The following is a 24,545-nucleotide window of genomic DNA, read 5'->3' as shown; positions in this document are numbered from 1 at the left end:
AAGGAGGGGTTGCATGTTTAAAAGATCTCAATTTTTATTTGAAAAAGTTAATACGTAAGCAAAAATCAACTCATTAATTTAAATTGACTTTTGCTTGATTAGTATAATTTACACTTATTTAGTTGTCTCTGTAGCTTGCTTGTCTAGATTAACTTTACTTATGTTTATTTTTAAACTAATCTTACTAGCTATTGCTAAAACAAGCATTTCAACTACTAGCAATGCAATTAGTGCATATTTGACATTACCTAAACCTGAAATAGTAGTAAATACTGTGGTCATTGCTGGTGAGGCTGCCATAACGATAGTATTAAGCAAGCCCATTGAAGAAGCCAGTATCTTACGCTCAACCGTATTGACTAGCCATTGCGTTAACTTTATTGAAGCAATGCTTGCACTAGCTGCTAAAGCAAAAAAGCTGGGTAAAATTGCATAAATATTACCGCTAAGTGCTGCTAAAGTAGTCAAAAGGCTTAACATGACGGCAACGATGGTCATTGTAAAGGCGGATACTTTCTTGAATAATTGTGGTCCGAACATACTGCCTAAGGCTGCACCACAACTGGCAAATACACCCATCAAAGCCATAGTAAAGCTGTAACTACCGATAATCATGGTTGACTTATTACCAGCAATCACAATTGGTACTAATGAGCTCATTGCACCCAATGCTCCATTAATTAAAGCAACAACTAAGACAATGGTTAACAAGCCTTGAGAGCTTTTTACTTGCGTAAAAGCATCTTTCATAGTTGTAAAAAAGTTTTGGTTATTAACTTCTTCTGCTTGTTTTTCTGTCTTGCGCTGATTTAAGCCAACACTTGCATATAATAGACCTGCTACTAGAAAGGTGAAGGCGTTAAGAAAAGCTAAATTGGAGTAAGACAGAAATAGTAATAGGCCAGAGCCAATGAATTGGGCTACCATGTTGATAATTTGCGAGATGCCACCTGTAAAACCTTCTGCTTCACCGAACTCCTCTTTGCCAACTATATCTGTAATTAAAGGCGATACTAATCCACCTGAATAAGAGCCAAAGCTATCAGAAAGCAAATTAATAAATACAACAGCTAAGACCAAATTCCAGTCGGAAATTTGACTGGCAAATAAAAGTCCTACAATACCATAGAGAAGAAATCTGGCAATAGCCATTAGGAAAATATTTTTGAATTTATTCTTTGTTCGATCTGCTAAATATCCCGCAAAAATCTCAAATAATTTAGGAATTGATTCTGAAATTGCAATTAATGATAAAGCTAACGAATAATTGTGTAACTTACTAGCATAAGTCATGAATGCTAAGTAAAACAAGATATCGCCAGTACTAGAAAGGAAGCTGGCAATTGAAAATCTACGATAATTTTTATTTTTAAGAAATACGTTCATAGTTTTAACTCCTTTACTTTTAGTATTGATTTAATCTTAGCAAGAAAGTAAAATTATTCTCAAAAAGTTCATATTCGAACATCTAGTGGGGGAGATTTAATGCAAATAGGTGAATTGCTTAAGGAATATAGAGTGACCAAAGGATTAACACAAGCCCAATTTGCTAGAAATATTATTAGTCGCTCTTATTACTCTAAGGTAGAAAAAAATGAACATCGTATCACGGCGGAAGATCTGATTGATCTTTTAGAACAAAATAATATTTCACTATGGTCGTTTCTGAAAAAACTTAGTTTAAAAAGTGATTTACAACATGGACACCAAAATAATCTTGAAGAAGAAGTGATGCAAGCCTATTATCAAGCTAACAGACCTAAGCTTGAACAGTTGAAAAAGCAAAGTGCTAATAGCAGTCTTTCCAGTGAAGAAGAAAAACTAATTGTTGCTGGCTGGATTGAATGTATGAAGGGATCTGAAGAAGCACCAGATATTAAGCTTAGAGAGGATCTAAAGAATAAGGTTTTTAACATTCCATTTTTGGATTTAAATAAGCTGAATTTATTCTGTAATTTCATGGAATTTTATGACCTTGAAAGTAACTTTATCATTACTAAACAAGCTTTAAATAAATACCTCGATACTACGGACAGTAATATTCAAGAATTATTATTAGGTATTATTGGCAATTTAATTTATCTATCGATTAAGGGTAATAACTACAGCTATGTAGACTATTTATTGCAAAGCGCTAATAAAATATCTACTAAGCCTAAGCTGCTGTTTGCTAAAGAAGTAATTGCTCTATATAAGAATTTGATTGCTTATCGACAAAAGAAAGAAAAAGATAGCTTAGCTACCTGTAAGGCTATCATTGCTAGCTTTAAGGCAGCCGGTATGGAGGCATATAGTCGCACTTTAAATGCTGTATTAATTAAATATTCTAAAAATTAAAGGTTCGTATTTGTAGAAAAAGGTTCAAATACGAACTCTTTTATTTATACAGATATTTTCCGAATATACTTAAAGCATTAATTATACGAAAGGAAAGACAAGATGAAACCATTGGATTTAGCTTTAATGAAGTTCCATGTAAATACAGAAGAATAAGCATGAAAAAAAAGAAAAGTACTAAAGAAAAATCAGCTGTACATGATTCTAAAAAGGAAAATTTAGAAATTACAGTAGATGGTGTATTTATTAAATTCAAATAAATCAGGAGAAATTTAATATGACACTTTTATCATTACCACCGTGGATTATTCCATATAAGTAATTAAATAGATTGTTTAAGAAAGTGGGTGAAAGCTTATTGGTATTGTATTTGGAGATCGACCTTGGTAAAAAGGATGTCGTTAAAGTTTAGCAAAGGATAGTATAATAAAAAAAGAATCAAGAATTCTAGTTTAGAAAACTTGATCCTCCAAAAAGATTGTATTTTTATCAATCTTTTAGATCAACAAACTGTGACATAAACCAGTACATGAATGGAACATAAATTATTGCTCCGACCAAGTATATAATGAAGTCAACTGATTTTAGATAATTTAAAAAGTTTTGGAAGGATGTAAAACGATATATATTAAACAAAAGATTCACCAAGATTACTAATAATCCTGCAATAATGCTTCTAGTAAGTAATTCTTTTTTGGTCCAATCTTTCTTTGTTTTTATTTTTTGTATTAATGACTTGCCCTTCATTTTTTATCCTCCATTTCTATAATCTTTATCTCTTTATTTACAACTATATTATACTTAATTACGCATTTACTTAGGGAAATCATACCTAACTTGCTGATTTTTATACCTATCCGTAATTAATGCTACGGATTAGTACAATTGAATTAATAATGCAGGAATGATTAATTCTCACCCCTCAAGTTGTATAATCCTGGGCAAAGATCTCCATTCGTATTATTTTACTAGTTACGCAGTTCACTAAACTTAGCGACGATATGGCTAGATAAATAAAAGCCAGTCCAAACTGTTGAACTGACTAAATGTTGAATATTTATAAATTAGTTAACGAACCAGTTATTCCAGCACTGCTCCACTTATCCGGCTTATCTAAGGCTACTTGCAAGGAAGCTAATTCCTTAGGTAGTTGGAAGTGATGAGATAAAGAATAAATATTAAGTGCTTGCTTCAGATTAACAATTACCTTGCTATTATCGTTTTCGTTTAAATTCTTTAAAGCTGCGACAATAGCTTTACGTAATACTTCGTCTTGCATAATAGCTGTATTTGAAGAAATATCTTGCAAGATAGTTTTTAATTCACTATAACTCATAATACCTGTACCTATCTGGTTAATTTTCATATCTATCCGTAATAAAAATAAGTTATCCCTTACTTTAACTCCGAAGATAACCTTATCATAACATCCTTATACAACCTAGAGAATACTGCTTTATTGCCATTGACCATAGAGATAACATGCGATGGCATATTTATATCAACAATATTCTCTGGATTTATTAGATATGACTGTGACACTCTCACAAGCCAGTCATTATTCTTCTCAATGTGACCAAGAGTATCTTTGAACTCAACTTGTCCACTCTTTGTAGCCATAATCAGCTTATGTTGATTCAAGCTAGTTGCAACATAAACAACGTTATCTTGAGCTACCTTTACATATTGTCGACCAACCTTATAAACTAAGTCTTTGACATTTTCATTTCTAATATGGTCAATTCTACCGAATGATTGACGAAGTGTTTCTTCTAATCTTTCCATCTTTGCTTCACGAGATTGAGACTTATTAATATAGTCAATCGCACCAATTCTTCGCTGGTATGTAAGTGGAGCATACTTATCATATGCAGTAACAAAGATAATCTGAGCATCTTCATCGAACTTCTTGATTGCTTCAGCTAAATCTATACCATTAAATAAAAAACAAGAACTTTTGAATAATTGAGATGTTGTTATTAATGCTATACAACTTTCGGGAATGATTGAGTACGGTAATAAATTGAAACAATTTATGTTGAAAAAGATATATTATAATACAAGGAGATCTTAACATGACAATTGGTGAGTTATTAAGAGAATATCGTATATCACAAGGCAAAAAGCAGAAAGATTTTACGAATAATGGCGCAATAATAAGCCAGTCATACTATTCAAAGGTAGAAAAAAATTCACATAGAATTACGGCAATTAGCTTAATTGAATTGCTACATTATAATAATATCCCACTGTGGAATTTTTTTAGTAGATTAAACCAAAGTGATGATGTACAACATCAACAAATGGAAAATTTACATAATATAATGATTTCAGCTTACTATAGTCATGATTATAAAAAATTAAACAATATACGACAATTAATAAATGAAACTAATCTTTCTAAGGAGAATAAGGAGGAAGAACAGCTATTAGTCGATGGTTGGATAGAATCATTAAAGAAGAATCCAAAATTGTTTGATATGGATTTACGAAATAAGATTAAAGATAAGATATTTAGTAATCCTAGCTTTGATAAAAATACTATTACTCTTTATTGCAATTTTATGATTTTTTATGATTTTGACAGTAATAAAATTATTGCGAAAAATATAATTCAACAGTATAAAGATAGTAAAAATATTAAAATTCAAGTAGCAATTTTAGCTATAATTTGTAATATACTTGCTATTGCAATTGAGAATGAAAACTATAGTGGCATCTCATTTTTTATGGACGCTGCTGATAAAATTCCGACTAGACCAGAGTTATTTTTTTATAAGAATAATTTATTTTTCTTTGAAAATTTAATTAGGTATAAAGATTTAAAAGAAAAAAAGTATTTAATTAATTGTAAGAAATCTATTGAAACTCTTATAAATCTCAATATGGAGGAATATGGTAGGAAGATAAATAATTTTCTAATGAATCATATTAATTAATACAGGGTTGTATTTGAAATTAAAATTCAAATACGACTTTTTTGTTATAATTAATATTTTTTTCAATATACTAAAACCATAAAGATTAGTAGTAGAATCATTAAAACTAATGTCATTTAATGTAGACATCTATAGCAAATAATAATTTTGAGTCGATGACTATTAATCCTGAGAAGACTGTAATTGGTAAAAGAGGAAGTGGTAAATTAGCGTATCTATCAAAAATATTTAAAATTGAGGATGTTAAATTAGATAAAGAAAAAATATTAGCATTAAGTATGTTATTTTCTTTACTAAATTCTGGAAATCATTCATTACTCTATGAAATGAAAAAAGTTGTTCATGAACTATATTATTTTCAAGCAATTCCTATTTTTAGAGGAAATGGAATATATCTTCAATTATTAACTTCATGCAGTGTTGAAGATACTACGTTAATAGAAAATAATATAAAAAATGTATTTGAAAGCTTTTCAAATTTAAGTTCAGATGAATTAAAAAGAGCAGCTGCTAATGTAGAATTTCAACAAAATTTATTATTTGATGGAGTAGAAAAGAGTATCATGTCTTTTGCTAATATGCCATTAGAGCAAGAAAATATTGTTGAACTAAGTAGTATTAATACTGAAGTTTTGGATAAGAAATTAAAAAAGATTATAGGTAACATATTGAAGCAAGAAGGAAACACAGTTATTGCATATATTTAAAAGAGAGGTACACAACATGTCTATATCAAAGAAATTAATTTTGTCATCTGTCTTATTAACATTGTTAGGTGGGACAGCAGTAGTTCAAAATGTACAAGCTTCAAATGAAAAAGCTGTTCAGAGCAATAGTTCTGATTTATCATCTAAAGTTATTAATGAAATTTCAATTACAAATAACACTGATAACATTCGTATTAAAACTGGAAATAAGCTAAACGTAGACTATGATGGTCCACAAAAGTTAGCTCCAGTTGTAAAAGTAAAGAATGGAAAGCTAGATATCTCATCGCCGCATCGCTTTATTTTCAATTTCTTTTCAAAGAATGACTACAATCTTACTATTACATTGCCAGCTAAGAAGTTGAAAAATATAGTGATTAATGCATCTAACGGCAATGTAAACATAGACAAGCTCAATGTCGAAAAGGGAACAATTTCTACATCTAATGGGGATATAACAATATCTGATTTGAAATCAGAATTTGGATTTGAATTATCAAGCTCGAATGGTGATATTACAGTAGAACATTCTAATGCTTCGGGATACGATTTCTCTAACTCAAACGGAACTAATCGCTTTAAGAAATTAAAGGTTGCAGATGAATTCTCTAAAATTGAATCGAAAGTTAACGTCTTAGAGATTAGTAATTCCAATGGTGATATTCAAGTATTTTAAGCAATATGAATTTATTTCTTCTCTATATAAATAGATAGTCAAAACTCGATGATTAATTTATAAACAAAGTCAGCTCATTTATTTGAGTTGGCTATTTATTTGCGTGTAGATAAGTTACCGATAAGTATAAAAATCAACCAAATAGATCTGTTTTAATCTATATGGTAAAAAATACGCTACTATAGAACTAGTAACTGAAAATATGCTACCATAAAGAAAATAAAAGTTATGTTTAGCGCTAGTTGGAGTTGATGATTCGGTTAATGAAAAAAAGATATACCCCTACTGAAAAGTGGAGTTCATGTGTTACTGATTTAAAAATTCTATTTTTAATTTTTTGCCCATGGCGTGTGCAATTTCTGCTAATTTGTCGAAAGTAACATTACCTCCACGCTCAATTCTTGCAATTGTAGATTGGGGAACGTTAGCTCGTTCAGCTAAATCTGCTTGACTTAATCCAGCTTCTTCACGAGCGTAATATAAGGCTAAAGCACTGGCAGATTTTTCTTTTTCACTATAGTATGCTTGTGCAAATTTAGGATCTTTTAACTGCTCTTTTAAAATGTCATCAATTTTCATTGTTTATTCTCCATTCTTTTCGTAAAGCAACGGCATGTTTTATTTCTTTTAATGGTGTCTTTTGTGTCTTTTTAGTGAATCCATGTGTGATTACATATCTTGAGCCTTCAACGTGGAAGTATAAGGCTCTTTGAATATTATTGGCTAATTTACTCCTTAGTTCATATAGATTTTTTTCTGTTTCAATTTTTTTAACCCATTTCATTCGTTCAGCAACCAATAGTCCATGTTCTTCGGTATCAGTGATTATTTGTAATAATTTTGCACGATCCTCAACTTTAAGCTGGGTTAACCATTCGAGAAATTCATCATGTCCGTTAGGGCGTTTGTATGATTCAAATTCAGGTTTTTCCATAAGGTCATTATAGCATATATATGTAAATTTTCACTATATATGCTATAATAGGCAAATCCATTACTTAATACTGAAAACATGCTAACATAAAGAAAATGAAAGTTATGTTTAGCGCTAGTTGGAGTTGATGATTTGGTTAATGAAAAAAAGATATACCCCTACTGAAAAGTGGATTTTAAGAAGAAAGCTAGACCTGGTATTTTTATACATTGAAGCAATCGCCATGATAGTATTAGCTTTTATGTTAGTATTTAACTTCTATGTATTTGTCATGTTAGTTAAGATATATGCTTGTATTGCACTGTTGGTAGGGGTTTGCGAATTAATCTCATTTAAGTTAAAAGAACGAAAAAGAAGATAAATGATAAGTCTTGTACTTAAGCATTTATCTTCTTTTTTAGTAGTGAGGGATGGATTATCTCAAACTTTGATAACCATCTTGAACGCTAATACCCCAATATGGAATATATTCCATGAATCTTTTACTGGTATTTTCATCGTATGGCTTAATTAATTTAGCTTCAATGCTAGAAGTGATGGCCTTGGATACAGTAGGAGTATCTTTATTATTTAAGCCAAATGATTTTCGAATAGAGGCGTTATTGATTTTTAGATCGTTAACATACTTTAAGCTGGCATCCCAATAAATTGCCGCATTTCTTTCGGTGGCTGATAAGTCTTTGAAAGACTTCTTTTCTCTAATTGTTACTTGAGTTGCTGTTGTGCCTTTACTCAAGATTTCAATTGCTGGTAGATGAGCTTTTTCTAAGGAATAAACGACTTTATCTATTCCAGTTCCACGAGATTCTGTAATATAAAATTTGCTCAGGATATTTGCTAATTCGGGATTTCTTGATCGAGGTGGAACATCTAAGAATCGTAGAGGCTCAATTAATGGGATGCCAGGATTACTAAAGACAACGCGGTTATCAAAAATTTCAACCATTGGGCGCATTCCAGAAATGGTGAAATCTTGATGGACTAAAGCATTGGCCAGTAATTCTCTAATTGCAATCTTAGGAAATTTATATTCATCTTTTCTAGGGCCATCATCATAATTTTCTTGGTATGGAATATGGTCCATAATATCTTTCAATATTTTGTCAAATGCAACAATAATTCCTGTACTTTCAACTTCATTATAACTAGCATTATCTAATTTCATATTTCCTCGGTATCGAGTAATAAAAATAGAACGATCCTGAAGCAATGTAAATTGATGAAGATCCTTTGCGAATGTGTATGCACCAAGATTAGTAATATTGAATAAATTTTCACCTACTTGAGAAACAATATTATTGTGAATAAGACTAGATTTTAAAGCTGAGTCGTTATTAATTTCTTCATTAATATGATGAATATAGAAATTTAAGTTTAAATATTCTGATAATTGTTTGAAGCTTAGACCAGTTTTAGCAAATTCAAGTTCAAATTTTGAAGATTCAAATGATTCCCAAATTCTTCTTTCTTTTTCTGGAAATAAATTTAACTTCTGGTTAGAGCTGCCAACTCTTATGTAATCTATTCCCATAAATTTGAGTGGTTGGTTTATATGGCTAACATCAATAGTTAAACAAACTAGCTTTTTGCCATTAATTTCACAAGTATCCCATATTAAATTTAATTTTGGATCAATGTATTTATTTAAATAGAAAATAAATTCAATATTACTTTTCTTACTTTGACCTTTTTTACCTTCAATTGTCGCTTTTTCAAGATATGGGTCAAAGCTAGTTCCTACAATTTTTTTTGTTCTATCTTCTACTCCCCATATTAAGTATGCTTTTGGTACATTAGCTTCTAACGCTGAGTTGCCAAGAGCAGAAATATATTGACCGATTGTTTTTGCATCTCGCAATCCCGTTTTGTATTCAACTGTCTCAGATTCATTATCATTTGTAATTAGATTTAGTAATTCCGAAGAGTTCATTTTTATTATCCTCCATTTTCTTAAATAAATACTTTACAACAATATATAATTTAAGAATGCTGATTTATCAAGGATCAGAGCACTTAATTTCATTATCTTTTATTATCTTTTATTATCTCCCATTATCCTCTATTATCTTTCATTTTCTCAAATAAGTCCATTAGAATATAATATGTTGTAAGAATGTTGATTTATCAAGGTTTAACAGTCGTATTTTTATTATCCTTTATTTTCCAAAGTATTTATTCATTATCAAGCTAAATAATGAGATAATTTTGAATATAGAAAAACAAGGCAGGATAGCTGAAATATCAAGCTTCCTTGCCTTGTTTTGTCATTTTAGATAGTTGACTAATTTAATTATTCCATTTAGAAACAACAACCTTTCCGATCATGTGTCCTGTTTCTACTAAGCTGTGTGCCTTTCTTAAGTTTCTAGCATTTAAAGGTAATAGGGATTGAGTTAGAGTGCATTGCAATTTGCCTTGATCTAGTTGCTTAGAAATCTCATCTAAAATATCATGTTGTGTCTGCATATCGGAGGTGTGGTAGTAAGATTTAGTGTACATCCATTCCCATGCGAAGGTAGCTTTTTTAGGTGTTAGTAATCTTAGATTAATGGGGCGTTTATTCTCGGTGATTGATGCAATAGAACCTTCTGGCTTAATTAATTCGCATATTTCTTGCCAATGACTATCTATGTCCTTTAATTCTAGAATGTAATCAACATATTTATAGCCTAGGGTTCGTACTTCGTTAACCAAATTCTTGCGGTGATTAACAGTATATTTAGCACCTAGCTTCTTAACCCAGTTGATACTTTCTAAGCGGGAAGCAGATGCGATAACTGTTAGACCTGCATTTGCGGCGAGTTGTGTGGCAATTGATCCTACACCACCAGCGCCATTAATAATTAAAATCGTTTTGCCAGTATTTGCGGACTTATCTTGCGGGATAGATAATTGTTCGAATAAGGCCTCATATGCGGTTAGTGATGTAAGTGGCATTGCTGCAGCTTCTGCATTGCTTAACTTTTTGGGTGCAGAGCCGACAATTCTTTCATCGACTAATTGATACTCACTATTGCTGCCAGGTCGCTTGAATGAACCAGCATAAAAGACCCTATCTCCAGGTGCAAAGAGTGATACTTTATTCCCAACTTTGACTACAACACCACAGGCGTCCCAGCCTATGACTTTAGGAGTATTTAATGTGTTATGGCCGCTGCGACGTACAATAACGTCAACTGGATTAACGGAAACAGCACTAACCTTAACTAATAAGTCATGTCCTTTAGGAGAGGGCACATCTTTTTCGAATTCGAATAAACTATTTGGATTATTAATGTTTAAGTGTTTGGTGAAACCGATAGCTTTCATAAAAAATCTCCTCTTGTATAGTCTTGTTATTCTGTTCATTAATTAATACTAGTAGACCTATACTTATAAACAAGAAGAGAATTTAAAATGCCAATGTAACAATTTTTTCCCTTGGTGAATATCTTATCAATTAATGTATGATTATAATGGAAGGATGGGATTGCATGAAAAGGCATATATATAACTGCAGTGAGGGCTGCCCCGTTGAAAGTACGCTCCAAATAATCTCCGGTAAGTGGAAAAGTGTGATTTTGTATCATTTAATAAGACAAGAAGTATGCAGATTTAGTGAACTTCAAAAAAGCATGCCTAATTGTTCTCGAAGAATGTTGTCATTACAACTAAGTGAATTGGAACAAGATAAGATTATCAGCAAGAAGATATACCCAGTCATTCCTCCAAAAACAGAATATAGGTTAACTAAATTAGGCAAAACACTTGAGCCAATTATTATTGAAATGGAAAAGTGGGGTAGAATGTATAATTCAACCCATTAATTGGTAGTGGATTGAATTATTAAAGAAGAAGTGAATATTGTTAGTTTATATTTATAAAATAAGATGATGTACATACAACATAATAATGCAGGTATATTTTAAGTATTCTTGCTTAAAACTATGTTGTCAGTAATTACACATACCATGGTCCAGATTAATAGCTTAGTGATAATAATGAGTAAATCACTATTAATTATTGAACTTGTCATTGTCCAATCCAAAATATTACTTATTGGAAATAATTCTGCAAATATCTTGAGCCATGCTGGATATTCTGAAACAGGAATAATTACCCCTGAAAAGATGACCAAAGATGCACTAAAGAAGTTAGTTAGCCAGTATGGGTTTTCTCTTTTTATACCTAAAACACTACCAAAATATCCTAATAGACAAGAAATTATAATTATAAGAGGTAAGCTTAAGAATAGTTTCCAAAGAAGGTAGCTTTTTCCCAACAAGATTAGGCCAATTGAACCAAGTAGTATCACTTCAACTACGGTAGCGATACTAGCAATAACAAACTTGGGAAGCCAATATTTAAAAATTGATGGTCTAATTGAAACTATATCATCAAGAATATTAATATTTTGATCGTAAACACTAGAAGCTGAGATAATACCAATACCTGTAGCTACTCCAGTAGTAACCGCTGTCCCGATTAAAACACGAGTGTAGTCTTGGGTGGAATTAAATGCAATTAATAAGAATAATATTAATGAAATAAGTGGCATTAGCAAATAATCTACTAAGATAGTTTGTAAGCTATCAAAGTTAGCAATTGACCGTAATGTTACGCGATAAGAACTCAAAATATATTCAGCCTCCCTTCTTTGAATGCCTTTTGAACTACGTAATTAGTTAGTAGTATAGCAAGTACGAAAAAGAATATAATAATTAAAATATAGGAACATATCCAACTTGTCGAAATAGATTGATGATATATAGTTCTAATTGGTAGACTGAGGGGACTAAGAAGTTGGAAAGGTCGAATTACATTCTCTATTGAACTTGGAACTGCCAACATACCAGACAATAGTAAAATTGGTAGCAATACTAATTGCTCATATTGCATAGCATTCCTTATTAATAAAAAGAATAAACTAATAAAGTAGCTGAGAACGACAGAAGCTAGCCAAAATAAAATAATTCCTAATAATAATTGCCAATCAACATATTTTAATGGCATTCTTAAGATAAGTGACTCTATTCCAGCCAGTGGAAAGGCTACTAATCCGTATAATGCGGCTGGAGATAAGGTGGCTAATAATACTTCCTCTCTTGGAATTGCAGTATTCAAAAGGTACATCAAAGTTCCTTGAAATCGCTGATAGCCAAGAGCTCCTGCACTAGTAGTGCAAGAAGCCCAAGTCCCCATTATTCCAGCAACTAGCCACTCAAGACCAGTATAATCTTGAGAAATGTATTTAGATAAGTACTCATATAAGAGCATCATCGTAGTTTCGATTAAGACTAAATTTACAAAGTAGGAGTTTTTGACATATAACTTTAATTGAAAAAGAATTAGTTTTAAAAATCGCATAATCCTTACTTTCTCTTTAATTCATCACTAACAGCTAAATATGCCTGAGTAAGAGTAGAGTTAGCATCAACTTGGGCAAATTTTTTAACGCCTTCAAGACTACCTTGATAATGAATTCTTCCACTACCGATTAAAAAGATTGTGTCTGCTAGAGTTTCAATGTCTTCCATGTTATGACTAGTTAAGATAATCCCACAGCCCTTTTTAGTTAGTTCTTTAACTAGATGTCTAATTGATAAAACTGATTCGATATCTAGGCCAACAGTTGGTTCATCTAGCATTAGTATTTTTGGATTATTAACTAATCCACGAGCAATATGAAGCCTCTGGAGCATTCCTTTAGAAAAGGTTCCCACAGCTTTATTGGCTACATTATCTAAATTTACTGTTTTTAATGCATTTAGGACATTTATCTTAATGTCTTTTTCTTTGACATATAGTAAGCGTGCAAAGAATTCTAGATTATCTTTAGCGCTTGCATTGTTATAAAAACCCCGATCACCACCAAAAACGACACCTAATTTTCGGCGAGCTTTTTTGGGATCTTTTAATAAATCTATATCCATAATTTTAATAGATCCAGAAGTTGGTACTAAATAATTAGAGATCGACTTAAGTAGGGTAGTCTTGCCGGCACCATTCGGTCCAACAAATGACACAACTTCTCCTTCGTGAACAGAGAAGGAGATGTCTTCTATTGCATGGAATATCTTTTTGTTTTTCTTATCATTGTAGTAACGAGTAATTCCTTTGGCTTTAAGCACTGTGTTTTGCATAATCATAATCAATTCCAAGTGGATCAGTGGTAAGAGTTTCTTAGCCTCGACCATTCCACTTATTCCTCCTATCTTAGAATAAGAAAGAACCGCATTAATTGAATAATTAATAGCGTTTTGATAATTTTTTTCTTGATAAAATATATAAGCTAATGAAGATAGGACTTCACTAATGATACAATCCCACCTAAAGTCATAGTTAGATCTCCGTTCATATTTGATAAATAAAATTATAATACTAATATATTTAAAATCAATGTAAAAAATTAATTTTTTAATCATTTATCATTAAATTTATATTTGGTTTCAATTGTTTCAGTTAATAATTTTGAAAAGTTTACTCCAGCTTTTAGTCTAAATCACTGCAGATTTTTAATCATTACTGGTTTAATTTCTTGGACTGCTTCTTCTAAGTCACTTACTATTGAATAAACCTTAGCATTAGGATAGTTTGCTTTGCAAAACTGCTCTACGTCTTAAATGGCATTAGGAGTAGGTAAGTTGCTATTTGGAACATCATATAGCGCTAAACCTAAAGCTTGCTCAGCATTGTACAGAGCTTGTGCCAAGCTGTTGCCTTCGCTAAATACACCTTCGATGTCAGGAAATTCTACTGTATAATAACTTTTTTACCATTTTCAGAATCATCTAAAACAGCTGGATAAACAACTCTGTGCATATTTATTGCTCCTCGTATCAGGCAAAATAGAAAATCAACTAAAAAGCTGGTTTCATCTCGGTAATAAATTACCGAATTCTCATAAGTTTGTATCATTATAAAGTAAAATAATATTCTCTATCCAGAATATTGATACATACCTTGGCTAGTTACAAGTATTAATTACTACAATTCTGAGATAAAATATTAATATAACAATAGTTACCTAGTGTATTTGAAAAAAGGAGGTAGACGAATGTCTATATCGAAAAAATTAGCTTTATCAGCAAGCTTATTAGTATTAGCAGGCGGGACTACTGCACTATTTCAAAATATCCAAACTTCAAATGAAGAAGCAAGACAGAGCAATAATTCTGAATTATTATCTAAGACTATTAATGAGATTTCAATTACAAATAACAACGACAATATTCGCATTAAGATAGGAAGTAAGCCAGCTGTAAACTATGATGGTCCTCAGAAGTTAGCCCCAGTTGTTAAAGTAAGAAATGGTAAGCTGGATATTTCTTCGCCACGCAGGTTCACATTTAACTTCTTTTCAAAAAATGTCCACAATCTTACCATTACACTACCAGCTAAAAAATTGAAAAATGTAGTAATTAATACATCTAATGGCAATGTAAATGTAGATAAACTCAATACTGAAAAGGGGTCAATTGCTACATCTAATGGGAACGTAACAATATCTGATTTGAAATCACAATTTGGATTTGAATTATCAAGTTCGAACGGCAACATCACTGTAGAACATTCTAATGCTTCGGGTTATGATTTCTCTAATTCAAATGGAACCAATCGCTTTAAGAAATTAAAGGTTGCAGATGATTTCTCTAAAATTGAATCAAGAACTAACGTCTTAGAAATTAGTAATTCCAATGGTAATATTCAAGTATTATAATTGTCACTTTTAAATGGATCTTAATTATCTAACTGTCTATTTGTTCCATGCTTCTAAAAAGGTAGTGAGTTATTATGAGTAGTTTATTAATTCGAGGAATTATATTGGTACTTATTTTAGGCTTAGGAATGACGCCTTTTTATAAAGATTACCAGCATTCCTATATAAAAAATTAGGTACGTGGTATGCTTTAATTCCAGTTATACTGATTATTGTTGCTAACATAGTTTTAATGCTCTTATGGGGATGGACTATGTTCATCTTCTTAATTCCAATGGATATTGCATTTACAATAATTTCCATATTTGATTATTTCAGACTCAGGAAAAGGCATAGTTAATTACTACGGGCCACTATCTTATCTAGTATTAGGTAAGATGGTGGCTTTTTAAATCCCAGCACAATACGCTAAGTTTGAATTACTTTTGTTTTACACAAAGCCTTTAGAAAAAATTAAATATTTTCTTTTACGCTAGCGTAAAAACGGATACATTCCAGTTATAAATAGTGTATATTGACCATAGATAGAATTAAATCATCTATCTGTAAAAGTAGTCAGATTTGTTTTTATTTAAGTAATGAGGTTTCTAATTAATTTATAAATTGATTAGAAACTTTAATTGTGTTTAAGAACGAGGAATTATATATGAAGAAAATTAAAATTATTAGTGTAACAGCTGCTGCTTTATTAGCGATAGCTCCATCTATAGTAAATACTTTTTCAGTAAATGCGGAAAGTACAACTAATTCTCAAGTTTTATCACAAGTAACTGATCAGTCTACTACTAAAGCAAAAAATGCAACTAATATTGTAGCCAAGTTCACATTGAATAAAAAAGAAGAAAATATTAATCCAGATGGACAATATTTTCAAGTTGATGAAGGCTCTAACTTTAACCCGTTTGATTTTAAACTTTCGAATGGCAGTGAAGTAAAAATATCAGATGAGTCTGACAAGGTTACTGTAGATTCAAATACAGTGGATACTTCTAAGTCAGGCAGCACTGGTGAGGTAAAGTTAACTACTAACGATAAAAATGGTACCACTTCAACAATTACTTATACGGTATTCGTTAAGCCGAGTGCAAGCGAATTGTTCCAGTTAAACTTGAAAGATAGAGACTGGGTAAATGGCTTGGGTGACATTGACATATTCTATCAAGGCACGAAATATAGTATTAACAATCAGCTTAAGTATGAGTATAATCAATTCTATTCCGCTGTTTCTTATAAATATTATCCAAATGGTGCGCCAGGAAATTCTTTACTTTGGATTCCAACTAAATATCTGGCAAATAGCAAAGATTCTAAGCCAAATCTTGTAAAGAAAACCGTTATGCATAAAGCACTAGGATATGGCGTAAGCGGCGATACTACTAAGAAGCTATATTCAGCTTACAGTACAATTTATGTCAAAGACAATGTTGTAAATATTGATGGTGGTAAGTATTATGAAAGTGGCAAGTTCTATCAAGTATATAATGCGAACGGCACTTATACCAACTACTATATTAAAGTAGGTAATGTTGATGGTACTAAGCGTACTTTAAAGCATAATGCTTATGTTTATGCAACAAGTAAACGTCGCTCTGATAGAACTGTATTAAATAAAGGTACAGAAGTTGTAACTTATGGTAGCTCTTATAAATTCAAGAATAGTAAACGTTATTACCGCATTGAAGGAGCAACTAAGTCTAACAAGAGATACGTAAAAGTCGCTAATTTTGAATAGAAAAGTTTAAAAAGTTAAAATAAAATTGCTGATAAGTCCAAGTTTATAATGAAACTCGATTATCAGCAATTTTTTGTAATTAAGTATTTTTTAGACTATTAAGATAAGTGGCTTAACAGCGATAAAACTATGGGAACGTTAACGGTTAATCCACCACCAATAATAATGGAAATAATAATAGATTTTATATTTTTCATGAATGGAGGTCCTTTCTAATGTCTAATCAGATTGGTCTAAGATTCAAAGAAATAAGAAAGAAGAAACATCTAAGTCTGAAGCAAGTGAGTGAAGGAATAACTTCCATAGCGCGCCTCTCTCGCTGGGAAAACGGGCTTACAAATGATGGTATGCCAATTGAAATTGTGGAAAAGCTGATAAAACGGTTAAATATAAGTTATGATGAATTATTATCAAAACAATATAAGTATTCTATATCTATTATGTATCAGGTCAGAAAGCTGTATAAAAATAATGATATAGACGGCTTAAAAAGTCTTACAGATCAGTTATTAAGTCAATATCGCAATGGTAAGATTGAAATTTTACCTTCAGCAGTGGCTGCTAATTTTTATCTTGACCTAACAGGCAAATCTAGGGATTCAGTAATGACTAAAACTGAACTACTAGAATTATCGAAGTATTGCCGATATCTTAAGGTATGGACAATTGATGAAACAATTATTTTTTCTAATGTGCAATTGCTGTTAGAACCTGATTTAGTCTACATGCTATCTAGAGAACTTATCAGTACAATGCATGAAAAGGGTTTTTATACAAATTATGCAATTATATCTTTATTAAATGCGGCGTTTGTTTTAATAAAGTCTAAGAAAGTAGAATATGCTAGGAAAATAATTTGTATTTTGAATAGTTTAGATGATATTGTTGACTACAAATATAATTTAGAATTCTTAAACGATATCATATTTTTTATTGACCATCATGATTCTTCGAGATTGGATAGTCTCTTTCTTGAACTAGAATCTTTGACTAAATATAAACAATTGAAATCAGATTATAAATTTGCCTTTTCTCAAGTGAAACAGATTTATAATCTAGAATAACAACCATTTTTATTATTACACAACTAGCATTTAATTTTATTGCGTTTTTACGCTAGCGTAAAAATATTTTGCAGTTTTATTTGTATTGGAGAAAGTTAATTACTACGGGCCACTATCTTATCTAAGATTAGGTAAGATGGTGGCTTTTTTTGAAACTTATTATTTTTCTTTTTAAAATAAAATCGTTAAAGTAATTCTTAGAAGAAAGAAGGTAATAATTTATGCGAAAAATTGGAATTATTGGTGCTTCAGGAATGGCTGGTAGTGAGATCTATAAGCTAGCTAGCCAGCAAGCTGAATTTGAAGTTACTGGTATTGTTAGAAATAAGTCTAAGGCTGAAAGTCTTCTCGGCTCAGATGCTAGTCTGTTAATTGGTGATATCTTGACAATGGATGATAGTTTACTGGAGAAGTTTGATGTGATTGTGGACGCCTTTGCTACTAGTCCTGACAAGGCTAGTGAACAGATAAGTCTAGCTCAGAAGTTAGTTGCTCTTGCTAAGAGAGCTAAAACTCGCTTAATCTTTATCTTAGGTGCAGGCAGTCTACATACAGGAGAAGATAGCCACTTAGTTGTAGAAGATATTGCTAAGTTAGATGGTTCAGATGCTTGGATCAACACACCTCGTCAGCAATTGAAAGAATTAGAATATTTAAGCAGTGTTGACGATATAGACTGGTTGGGAATATCTCCATCAATGGAGTTTGAAGCAGGGGATGCTACTGATTATGTGATTGGCAAGGACGAACTCTTATTCAATGACCAGCATGAATCTATTGTTACATCTGGGACAATGGCCAAGTTGGTCGTAAGTGAGATACTAAGCCCTAAGCACAGCAAGGAACGTATCACTGTTGTTAATAAGTAATTAATGAAGCAGCTAGTTGGTAGACTAGCTGTCTTTTTTTGAAAAAGTATTGCAATTATTTCTATCTTTGTTATACTAATAGATGTCGCATGACGCTGACTTAGCTCAGTTGGCAGAGCACGTCACTAGTAATGATGAGGTCGAAGGTTCGAATCCTTTAGTCAGCATTAAGAATAACGATTAAGCTTTTCAAAGAGGTCTTTAGAGATTATTTGAAAAGCTTTTTTCTTGTTTTAAAACGATTTGAATTAAAAGCACAAGAAAAAAGTATATTTTTGTGTAAATAGAAATTGATATACATATTGTTTACATACTGTTGGACTTTTATCTTTACTTAAAATGAACTGTATAATAGAATAATGGTAAAGAAAAAAGCACTCGGCAAAGTGCTTCTTTCAACCAGACCGTTAATAGCGGTGACACTATGCTTAAAACAAAAGACGCTTTAAACAAGGTTCAAAAAGTTAAAGCGCTTTTATTTTGTTCTCTTTTTAGCTAGCAGGTTACGCACTTTCACAATCAAACTGCGAAAATGTCGCCACACTAACTTGGCAAAACCTACCGTAGCAAGAAAAGCTACAGAGAGATAGCGCATGGCTACAATTTGAGCCTTTGCCATCAAGGTTAATGCAGCCTAGTGTTCAATTCAAATTTACAATTTTTGTTAAGAAACTATTTTACAGTGTCGTAAAACATTGACACATACGTGTTAGACTTTTATCTTTACTTAAAATGAACTGTATAATAGAATAATGGTAAAGAAAAAAGCACTCTGCAAAGTGCTTCTTTCAACCAGACCGTTAATGCGGTGACACAATAAAAAGCTAAAAAACGCTCTTCTTCGGTCAAAAAGTTAAAGCGTTTTTATTTTATCTTCTTTTTAGCTAGCATGTTACGCACTTTCACAATAAAACTGCGAAAATGTCGCCACACTAACTTGGCAAAACCTACCGTAGCAAGAAAAGCTACAGAGAGATAGCGCATGGCTACAATTTGAGCCTTTGCCATCAAAGTTAATGCCCAGAAAATGGTAGTAGTTGCAAAAATTGCCCCTAACACCATTGCAAACAAAATACGACACCTCCTATTTATGGATTTTCGTGCTTAGGTAAAAACATAAGCACTCACTCCTTTCAAAAATAGAAGTGTCACCGCTAATAACTTTTTCTGGTCTAATTAATTATAGCAAAAATATAGATAAGACATGAGGGTTAGATATGGATAATAAGCTTGAAGATAACGCAATATTGGTATTCCACGATAAATGGTGTGCTCAGTGCTATACAGAAAAGCGTGTTTTAAATGAATTTATTAAAAACAATCCTGATAAAAATTTAGTAATTAATGTTGACGCTGAAGAGCGTCCTGACTTATTTGAAAAGTATCAGGTTAAACATACGCCAACGATGATCTTTATTAAGGATGGTAAAGTTGTTGAAGAGTTTAGAAAGTATTTAGACTTAGAGCAATTTTCTCAGGCTGTGAGATATTATTATTAAAATACTGAAACTTGAAAGCAGTTTTTTGACCGAATAGCCGTCAGCAATGGCGGCTATTTTTATGTTATTTGCAACCTTCAAATAATATTATAATATAATAAAAGTAACTTTAATTTTATATAAAATTAAACTAGGAGGGAGAGCACCATGACAATCGGAGAAGCTTTAAAAGAAGAACAAAAAAGATTAGGCTTGACTGCTAAAGAAATGGCAGCTGGTATCGTGTCTAAAAGCATGTATTCAAAAGTAATTAACAATAAAGCAAGATTGGGTGCTGATTTATTGTTAAAGATATTATTTTTTCACGAAATTGATATCGAATCTTTTCTAGATAAGACGAAAGACACGTATGCCCCCGCAAATATAATCTTAGAAGAAAATTTATCTAAAAAAATCGGGACAGCATTCAATAACCATGACATTGATAAAGTAAAGCATTATGCAATAGAAATTAAGAACTTAAGTAATAATCCATACTTAGTCCAGCGTGCACAAATAGCTAGTGCCTTTTTGACTAATAATCTTGACAAGTTAGATAGTCATTTTTCGAACTTAATATTAAAAGAATTGAGTACTCATAATAATTGGATTCACAATGTACAAGCACTTAATCTATTTAGCAACTCAATGTTGGTTCTTCCCGAAGATAGCGTAGAAAATCAGATGAAAATATTTTTTATAAGAATGAAGCGAATAGGTAATAAATCTGAAGCTATGCTGGAAAGATACGCAATAGTATGCAGTAATTATTTGCACTGGAAATATAGTTTAATTAATAAAGGCGATTTAGCGGATAAAAATTATAACGATTATAATATTAAAAACGCAATAAATTTTTTGAATAGTATAAACCAAATTCCTCATTTAATGATCTATAGCATATCAGGACAATATTATAAAAGCTTGTTTAATAATGACATTGCTTCTGCTTTAAAAATAAAAGAGTATTTGGGAAGATTAGGATTTGGAGATTTAACGGGGAATTGGCCTGTTTAGAGTCATTAAGTTTCATATATGAAACTTAATGATTTTTTATAAAAAATTAGAAGTATACTTTAAGCATAATTTATAGCGTAACACGATACTTTCGATAGGATGATAACCAATGCTAAATAAGGGTACATATCTTTTTTCAAGAACATTTGGAATTTTTGCTAATTCATTATTTAGTATGACATTTATTTGGTGGCTTCAAAATGGTAGCCACAGCTCAACACTAGTTGGTGCAGCTGAGGGGATTTTTTCTTTGGTAGCTGCGCTTTCAATATTTTACGGATCAGTTATTGATTATCTATCCTTTAAAAAAGTCAGTATTTATTCTGTAGCGATTCAGACCATTATTTTATTTTTAATATTTGGGACGATGTCTTGGTTTAATAAAAATTATTTTCTGTTAATTGGATTAGCGGTAATTATTTCGGTTTCTAATAATTTCTTTGATCCAGCTGACCGGGCAATTTTGAAAGATAATGTTACGAGTGATGAGATGACAAATCTGGTTTCTAAGGTAAGTATCATTGACCAAGGAGTAAACATTGCTGGGACTCTTGTTTCAGGACTATTATTATCTGTCTTTATTTCCCAAGAAATAATATTATTTTGTGGGTTAATTAGCTTGTTAGGCTACTTACTTTTAGTGGTATCTTTGAAAAATGTTTCATCAAACTCCAAAGAAGCGAAAAAAGCCAATTTTAAATATATTTTCAAAGGATATAAGTTCATTAGGAAGAATAGTTTCTTAAATTTTTATTTTTGGTCTTCGATATTATATTCGTTCACAACGCCAGCAATGGTTGTATTACTTCCTAAGGTTGCTAGTGATTTACATTCTAATGTTTTATATAGTACGTTTTATGCCTGCTTCATTATAGGTTTTATAATTGGAGCAATAGTTGCAAGTAAGCTTAAACCTCATGCTAAGGTAATAAGTATAACGTGGATGAGTAGCGCTATACCACTATTTGTAATGTTATTTTCGATAAGTAATTGGATAATATTTAGTATTTCGATATTTATTTTTGGAATTTTGACAAGTGTGCATAATATCTTGTCTGAATCGCTAATTCAGATTATTACTGTTGATACAGTTCTAGGCAGAGTACTTACTACTTTAAAGACAAGTACCTCCTTAGGCGGGCCTATCGGATCAGTTATTGCTGGAATATTATTAGATCATTCTGGAGAAGCAGCAATGATAGCGGGATGTGCAGTATTAATATTTCTAAGCGGATTAAACATTATGAGAACCAAAGATATCGCTGTCATCTAATAGGGCATACAAGTTTTTATCTTTTTCACAACTAATTCTTTAAAAAGTCATAAACCCTTGGGCTAATTTTCTTCACATTTAGCTACTATTATAATAATCAAATCAAGCAAGAAGTATACAGAAAGGATGATTGCCATAGAATCAAACGCTCTGTTAAAAATGCAACTATAAAGAAGTAAAGTTAAATTCTTAAGCAAATAAAAATAAGCTCTATACCAATTCTTTATCTTTTAGGATTAAGATATTACTTATCAGCTAATAGGATCAAGTTAAGAAAGCGATAGGTAACAAGATGTTGGTAGAACTAATGATTGTTTGTTTGATATTATTTTTCCTTCGATAATAAATTAATTATTTTCCTCAAACCTTTGTAAGGACAAGCTCGAATGCTTGTCCTTTTCTTATGGCAAAATTGTTATAATTAGAATACGACAATATTTATTAGAACGGATGACAAGATGAAATATAAGCAACTAATTTTTGACGTTGATGATACGATTATTGACTTTGCGGCAACAGAGAACTACGCCCTTCATTCTTTGTTTAAAATTCATAACTGGAATCTAACCCCTGATATTCAAAGACAATATCATTCTTACAACCAAGGCTTGTGGCGCCAGTTGGAACAAGGCGAGATCAACTATGATGAATTAAGTCAGAAGACTTTTCATGATTTTATTAAGCAAGTATATAACCAAGAAGTTGATGGACTGGAAGTTATGGATGAATATCGCTCATACTTCGGTCAAGCTCATCAATTATTGCCGGGAGTCGAAGATAGCTTAAAATTCGCTAAAAAGCAGGGCTACAAGCTAACTATTCTGAGTAACGGCGAAAAATTTATGCAAAATCACCGCCTTGAATTAGCTGGCGTGAAGAAATATTTTGACTTAATTGTTACTTCTGAAGAAGCACATTATTCTAAGCCTGATGAACATGCTTTTGATTATTTCTTTAGTCGGACAGAGATTGGTCCAGCTGAAACGCTCTTCTTTGGTGATGGCTTACAATCAGATATTCTTGGTGCTGAGCGTTATGGTGTCGATAGCGTGTGGTATAATCACCGCCACCGCCGTAATACTCTTAACTTGCGACCATTATTTGAAGTTGATACTTACCCAGAGTTCGTTAAACTAATGCAAAATGACTTTGCTCAGAAATATTAAAGTATTTACAAATCTGTATATGTAGAGTAAAATTCCTTTATCTGTTTGTCGCAGGAAGGATAAGAAAGATGAATACAAAAGTTTTAATGAAGAAGCGATTCGTAGCACTCGTTTTTGCATTAATCTTAGCACTCGGACTTAGCTTTTTGGCTGCTAATAGTGTAGGAGCTGCCGTTAAAGAAACTCCGATACATGGAAGAATTATTGTTAAATATTCAGGCAAGGGCAGGGTGCACTTGTTGAATAACCAAGGCAATTATATTAAGAAATACGCTAAAAAGAATTCAAAGTGGAAAGTATATGCTAAAGCTATTATCAAAGGCAAGAGAATGTACCGGATTGGTAAGAACACTTGGATTCTTGAGAAATATGCCAAGTTAATTAAGAGTAAGACAGCTTCTAGGGCACCAAGGATCTGGATGTCAAAGAATAGCGAGAAAGGCTTCTTAATTAACACTGCCGCTACAGGTAGAATAATAGGTAATAAGTTGAATAAGGTATTTTATTTACCAACTCAGAAGAATCGTAAGGTTAATTCTTTGAATGCTGTCTTATTTAAGAGCCAAGCTGAAGCAATTGCGGCTGGTTATAAGTTGGCAGTAATTTAATAAAGTAAAAAGACTAAGTGTAACAATGAGTCAGTTAGTAACATTG

Annotated in this window: 27 protein-coding genes, 1 tRNA gene and 1 pseudogene; 15 read left to right on the top strand and 14 right to left on the bottom strand. The window is 31.6% G+C overall.

From position 1 onward, the window contains the following. Positions 1 to 114: 114 nt before the first annotated feature. Positions 115 to 1,386 carry an MFS transporter gene (locus J2Z60_RS09490; protein ID WP_209687459.1) on the bottom strand — a complete coding sequence of 424 codons (1,272 nt, stop codon included), beginning with the start codon at positions 1,384 to 1,386 and terminating at the stop codon, positions 115 to 117. Between the two features lie 99 nt (positions 1,387 to 1,485). On the opposite strand from J2Z60_RS09490, the gene J2Z60_RS09485 reads away from it, so the two are divergent. Continuing rightward, positions 1,486 to 2,337, top strand: a complete 852-nt coding sequence (locus tag J2Z60_RS09485; protein ID WP_209687458.1) for a helix-turn-helix domain-containing protein — start codon at positions 1,486 to 1,488, stop codon at positions 2,335 to 2,337. A gap of 489 nt (positions 2,338 to 2,826) precedes the next feature. Here the strand turns inward: J2Z60_RS09485 and J2Z60_RS09480 are convergent, their stop codons facing one another. From J2Z60_RS09480 to J2Z60_RS09470, 3 genes are all read right to left on the bottom strand, one after another. Further along, positions 2,827 to 3,084: a hypothetical protein gene (locus J2Z60_RS09480; protein WP_209687457.1), complete on the bottom strand. Its 258-nt coding sequence runs from the start codon at positions 3,082 to 3,084 to the stop codon at positions 2,827 to 2,829. 310 nt (positions 3,085 to 3,394) lie between these two features. Beyond that, positions 3,395 to 3,703: a bacteriocin immunity protein gene (locus J2Z60_RS09475; RefSeq protein WP_209687456.1), complete on the bottom strand. Its 309-nt coding sequence runs from the start codon at positions 3,701 to 3,703 to the stop codon at positions 3,395 to 3,397. A 29-nt stretch (positions 3,704 to 3,732) separates the two neighbouring features. Further along, positions 3,733 to 4,122 carry a LytTR family DNA-binding domain-containing protein gene (locus J2Z60_RS09470; RefSeq protein ID WP_209687455.1) on the bottom strand — a complete coding sequence of 130 codons (390 nt, stop codon included), beginning with the start codon at positions 4,120 to 4,122 and terminating at the stop codon, positions 3,733 to 3,735. Positions 4,123 to 4,412: 290 nt separating this feature from the next. Here J2Z60_RS09470 and J2Z60_RS09465 point away from each other — a divergent pair, with 290 nt between their 5' ends. The 3 genes from J2Z60_RS09465 (at position 4,413) to J2Z60_RS09455 (ending at position 6,659) form a co-directional block, all read left to right on the top strand. Next, positions 4,413 to 5,276, top strand: a complete 864-nt coding sequence (locus tag J2Z60_RS09465; RefSeq protein ID WP_209687454.1) for a helix-turn-helix domain-containing protein — start codon at positions 4,413 to 4,415, stop codon at positions 5,274 to 5,276. Positions 5,277 to 5,431: 155 nt separating this feature from the next. Continuing rightward, positions 5,432 to 5,983 carry a hypothetical protein gene (locus J2Z60_RS09460; RefSeq protein ID WP_209687453.1) on the top strand — a complete coding sequence of 184 codons (552 nt, stop codon included), beginning with the start codon at positions 5,432 to 5,434 and terminating at the stop codon, positions 5,981 to 5,983. Positions 5,984 to 5,999: 16 nt separating this feature from the next. Beyond that, positions 6,000 to 6,659 carry a DUF4097 family beta strand repeat-containing protein gene (locus tag J2Z60_RS09455; RefSeq protein WP_209687452.1) on the top strand — a complete coding sequence of 220 codons (660 nt, stop codon included), beginning with the start codon at positions 6,000 to 6,002 and terminating at the stop codon, positions 6,657 to 6,659. A gap of 306 nt (positions 6,660 to 6,965) precedes the next feature. Here the strand turns inward: J2Z60_RS09455 and J2Z60_RS09450 are convergent, their stop codons facing one another. The 4 genes from J2Z60_RS09450 to J2Z60_RS09435 all read right to left on the bottom strand — a co-directional run bounded on the left by J2Z60_RS09450 (position 6,966) and on the right by J2Z60_RS09435 (position 10,902). Next, positions 6,966 to 7,238, bottom strand: a complete 273-nt coding sequence (locus J2Z60_RS09450) for a helix-turn-helix domain-containing protein (RefSeq protein WP_209687451.1) — start codon at positions 7,236 to 7,238, stop codon at positions 6,966 to 6,968. Beyond that, a complete protein-coding gene (locus J2Z60_RS09445; RefSeq protein WP_209687450.1) occupies positions 7,228 to 7,593 on the bottom strand; it encodes a type II toxin-antitoxin system RelE/ParE family toxin in 366 nt (121 codons plus the stop codon). The genes J2Z60_RS09450 and J2Z60_RS09445 overlap by 11 nt, the downstream gene beginning before the upstream one ends. A gap of 415 nt (positions 7,594 to 8,008) precedes the next feature. Beyond that, positions 8,009 to 9,523 carry an ATP-binding protein gene (locus tag J2Z60_RS09440; protein WP_209687449.1) on the bottom strand — a complete coding sequence of 505 codons (1,515 nt, stop codon included), beginning with the start codon at positions 9,521 to 9,523 and terminating at the stop codon, positions 8,009 to 8,011. A 356-nt stretch (positions 9,524 to 9,879) separates the two neighbouring features. After that, complete coding sequence (locus J2Z60_RS09435) at positions 9,880 to 10,902, bottom strand: zinc-binding alcohol dehydrogenase family protein (RefSeq protein WP_209687448.1); 1,023 nt, start codon at positions 10,900 to 10,902, stop codon at positions 9,880 to 9,882. Between the two features lie 164 nt (positions 10,903 to 11,066). Between J2Z60_RS09435 and J2Z60_RS09430 the strand changes: the two genes are divergently transcribed. Beyond that, positions 11,067 to 11,399 carry a winged helix-turn-helix transcriptional regulator gene (locus J2Z60_RS09430; protein ID WP_209687447.1) on the top strand — a complete coding sequence of 111 codons (333 nt, stop codon included), beginning with the start codon at positions 11,067 to 11,069 and terminating at the stop codon, positions 11,397 to 11,399. 98 nt (positions 11,400 to 11,497) lie between these two features. On the opposite strand, the gene J2Z60_RS09425 is transcribed toward J2Z60_RS09430, so the two are convergent. The 5 genes and pseudogenes from J2Z60_RS09425 to J2Z60_RS09410 form a co-directional block, all read right to left on the bottom strand. Further along, positions 11,498 to 12,208: an ABC transporter permease gene (locus J2Z60_RS09425; protein WP_245328791.1), complete on the bottom strand. Its 711-nt coding sequence runs from the start codon at positions 12,206 to 12,208 to the stop codon at positions 11,498 to 11,500. Next, a complete protein-coding gene (locus J2Z60_RS09420) occupies positions 12,205 to 12,939 on the bottom strand; it encodes an ABC transporter permease (RefSeq protein WP_209687446.1) in 735 nt (244 codons plus the stop codon). The genes J2Z60_RS09425 and J2Z60_RS09420 overlap by 4 nt, the downstream gene beginning before the upstream one ends. Positions 12,940 to 12,944: 5 nt before the next feature. Further along, positions 12,945 to 13,769 (bottom strand): ABC transporter ATP-binding protein, encoded by an 825-nt coding sequence (locus J2Z60_RS09415; RefSeq protein ID WP_245328790.1) that lies wholly within the window; start codon positions 13,767 to 13,769, stop codon positions 12,945 to 12,947. 51 nt (positions 13,770 to 13,820) lie between these two features. Then, positions 13,821 to 13,997, bottom strand: a pseudogene (locus tag J2Z60_RS11095) (tetratricopeptide repeat protein); the annotation flags it as partial. 194 nt (positions 13,998 to 14,191) lie between these two features. Then, positions 14,192 to 14,314 (bottom strand): hypothetical protein, encoded by a 123-nt coding sequence (locus tag J2Z60_RS09410; protein WP_209687468.1) that lies wholly within the window; start codon positions 14,312 to 14,314, stop codon positions 14,192 to 14,194. A 315-nt stretch (positions 14,315 to 14,629) separates the two neighbouring features. On the opposite strand from J2Z60_RS09410, the gene J2Z60_RS09405 reads away from it, so the two are divergent. The 5 genes from J2Z60_RS09405 (at position 14,630) to J2Z60_RS09385 (ending at position 19,124) form a co-directional block, all read left to right on the top strand. Next, positions 14,630 to 15,292 (top strand): DUF4097 family beta strand repeat-containing protein, encoded by a 663-nt coding sequence (locus J2Z60_RS09405; RefSeq protein ID WP_209687444.1) that lies wholly within the window; start codon positions 14,630 to 14,632, stop codon positions 15,290 to 15,292. A gap of 646 nt (positions 15,293 to 15,938) precedes the next feature. Next, positions 15,939 to 17,024 (top strand): SLAP domain-containing protein, encoded by a 1,086-nt coding sequence (locus J2Z60_RS11020; RefSeq protein WP_209687443.1) that lies wholly within the window; start codon positions 15,939 to 15,941, stop codon positions 17,022 to 17,024. 215 nt (positions 17,025 to 17,239) lie between these two features. Beyond that, a complete protein-coding gene (locus tag J2Z60_RS09395; RefSeq protein ID WP_209687442.1) occupies positions 17,240 to 18,088 on the top strand; it encodes a helix-turn-helix domain-containing protein in 849 nt (282 codons plus the stop codon). Positions 18,089 to 18,309: 221 nt separating this feature from the next. Further along, positions 18,310 to 18,957 (top strand): NAD(P)-dependent oxidoreductase, encoded by a 648-nt coding sequence (locus tag J2Z60_RS09390; RefSeq protein ID WP_209687441.1) that lies wholly within the window; start codon positions 18,310 to 18,312, stop codon positions 18,955 to 18,957. 94 nt (positions 18,958 to 19,051) lie between these two features. After that, positions 19,052 to 19,124: transfer RNA gene (locus tag J2Z60_RS09385), tRNA-Thr, on the top strand. Between the two features lie 697 nt (positions 19,125 to 19,821). Here the strand turns inward: J2Z60_RS09385 and J2Z60_RS09380 are convergent. Further along, on the bottom strand, positions 19,822 to 20,028 hold the full coding sequence (locus tag J2Z60_RS09380; RefSeq protein ID WP_209687440.1) for a hypothetical protein: 207 nt from the start codon (positions 20,026 to 20,028) through the stop codon (positions 19,822 to 19,824). Positions 20,029 to 20,174: 146 nt separating this feature from the next. Between J2Z60_RS09380 and J2Z60_RS09375 the strand changes: the two genes are divergently transcribed. The 5 genes from J2Z60_RS09375 (at position 20,175) to J2Z60_RS09355 (ending at position 24,499) form a co-directional block, all read left to right on the top strand. Continuing rightward, entirely contained in the window at positions 20,175 to 20,456 is a 282-nt protein-coding gene (locus tag J2Z60_RS09375; RefSeq protein WP_209687439.1) for a thioredoxin family protein, read from the top strand. A gap of 147 nt (positions 20,457 to 20,603) precedes the next feature. Further along, on the top strand, positions 20,604 to 21,452 hold the full coding sequence (locus J2Z60_RS09370) for a helix-turn-helix domain-containing protein (RefSeq protein WP_209687438.1): 849 nt from the start codon (positions 20,604 to 20,606) through the stop codon (positions 21,450 to 21,452). A 109-nt stretch (positions 21,453 to 21,561) separates the two neighbouring features. Beyond that, a complete protein-coding gene (locus J2Z60_RS09365) occupies positions 21,562 to 22,725 on the top strand; it encodes an MFS transporter (RefSeq protein WP_209687437.1) in 1,164 nt (387 codons plus the stop codon). A gap of 458 nt (positions 22,726 to 23,183) precedes the next feature. Further along, complete coding sequence (locus tag J2Z60_RS09360) at positions 23,184 to 23,891, top strand: YjjG family noncanonical pyrimidine nucleotidase (RefSeq protein WP_209687436.1); 708 nt, start codon at positions 23,184 to 23,186, stop codon at positions 23,889 to 23,891. Between the two features lie 68 nt (positions 23,892 to 23,959). After that, complete coding sequence (locus J2Z60_RS09355; RefSeq protein ID WP_209687435.1) at positions 23,960 to 24,499, top strand: SLAP domain-containing protein; 540 nt, start codon at positions 23,960 to 23,962, stop codon at positions 24,497 to 24,499. Positions 24,500 to 24,545 lie beyond the last annotated feature (46 nt).

It is taken from the genome of Lactobacillus colini (assembly GCF_017874575.1).
GTDB lineage: Bacteria > Bacillota > Bacilli > Lactobacillales > Lactobacillaceae > Lactobacillus > Lactobacillus colini.
This window is presented reverse-complemented; position numbering and strand designations above follow the sequence as displayed.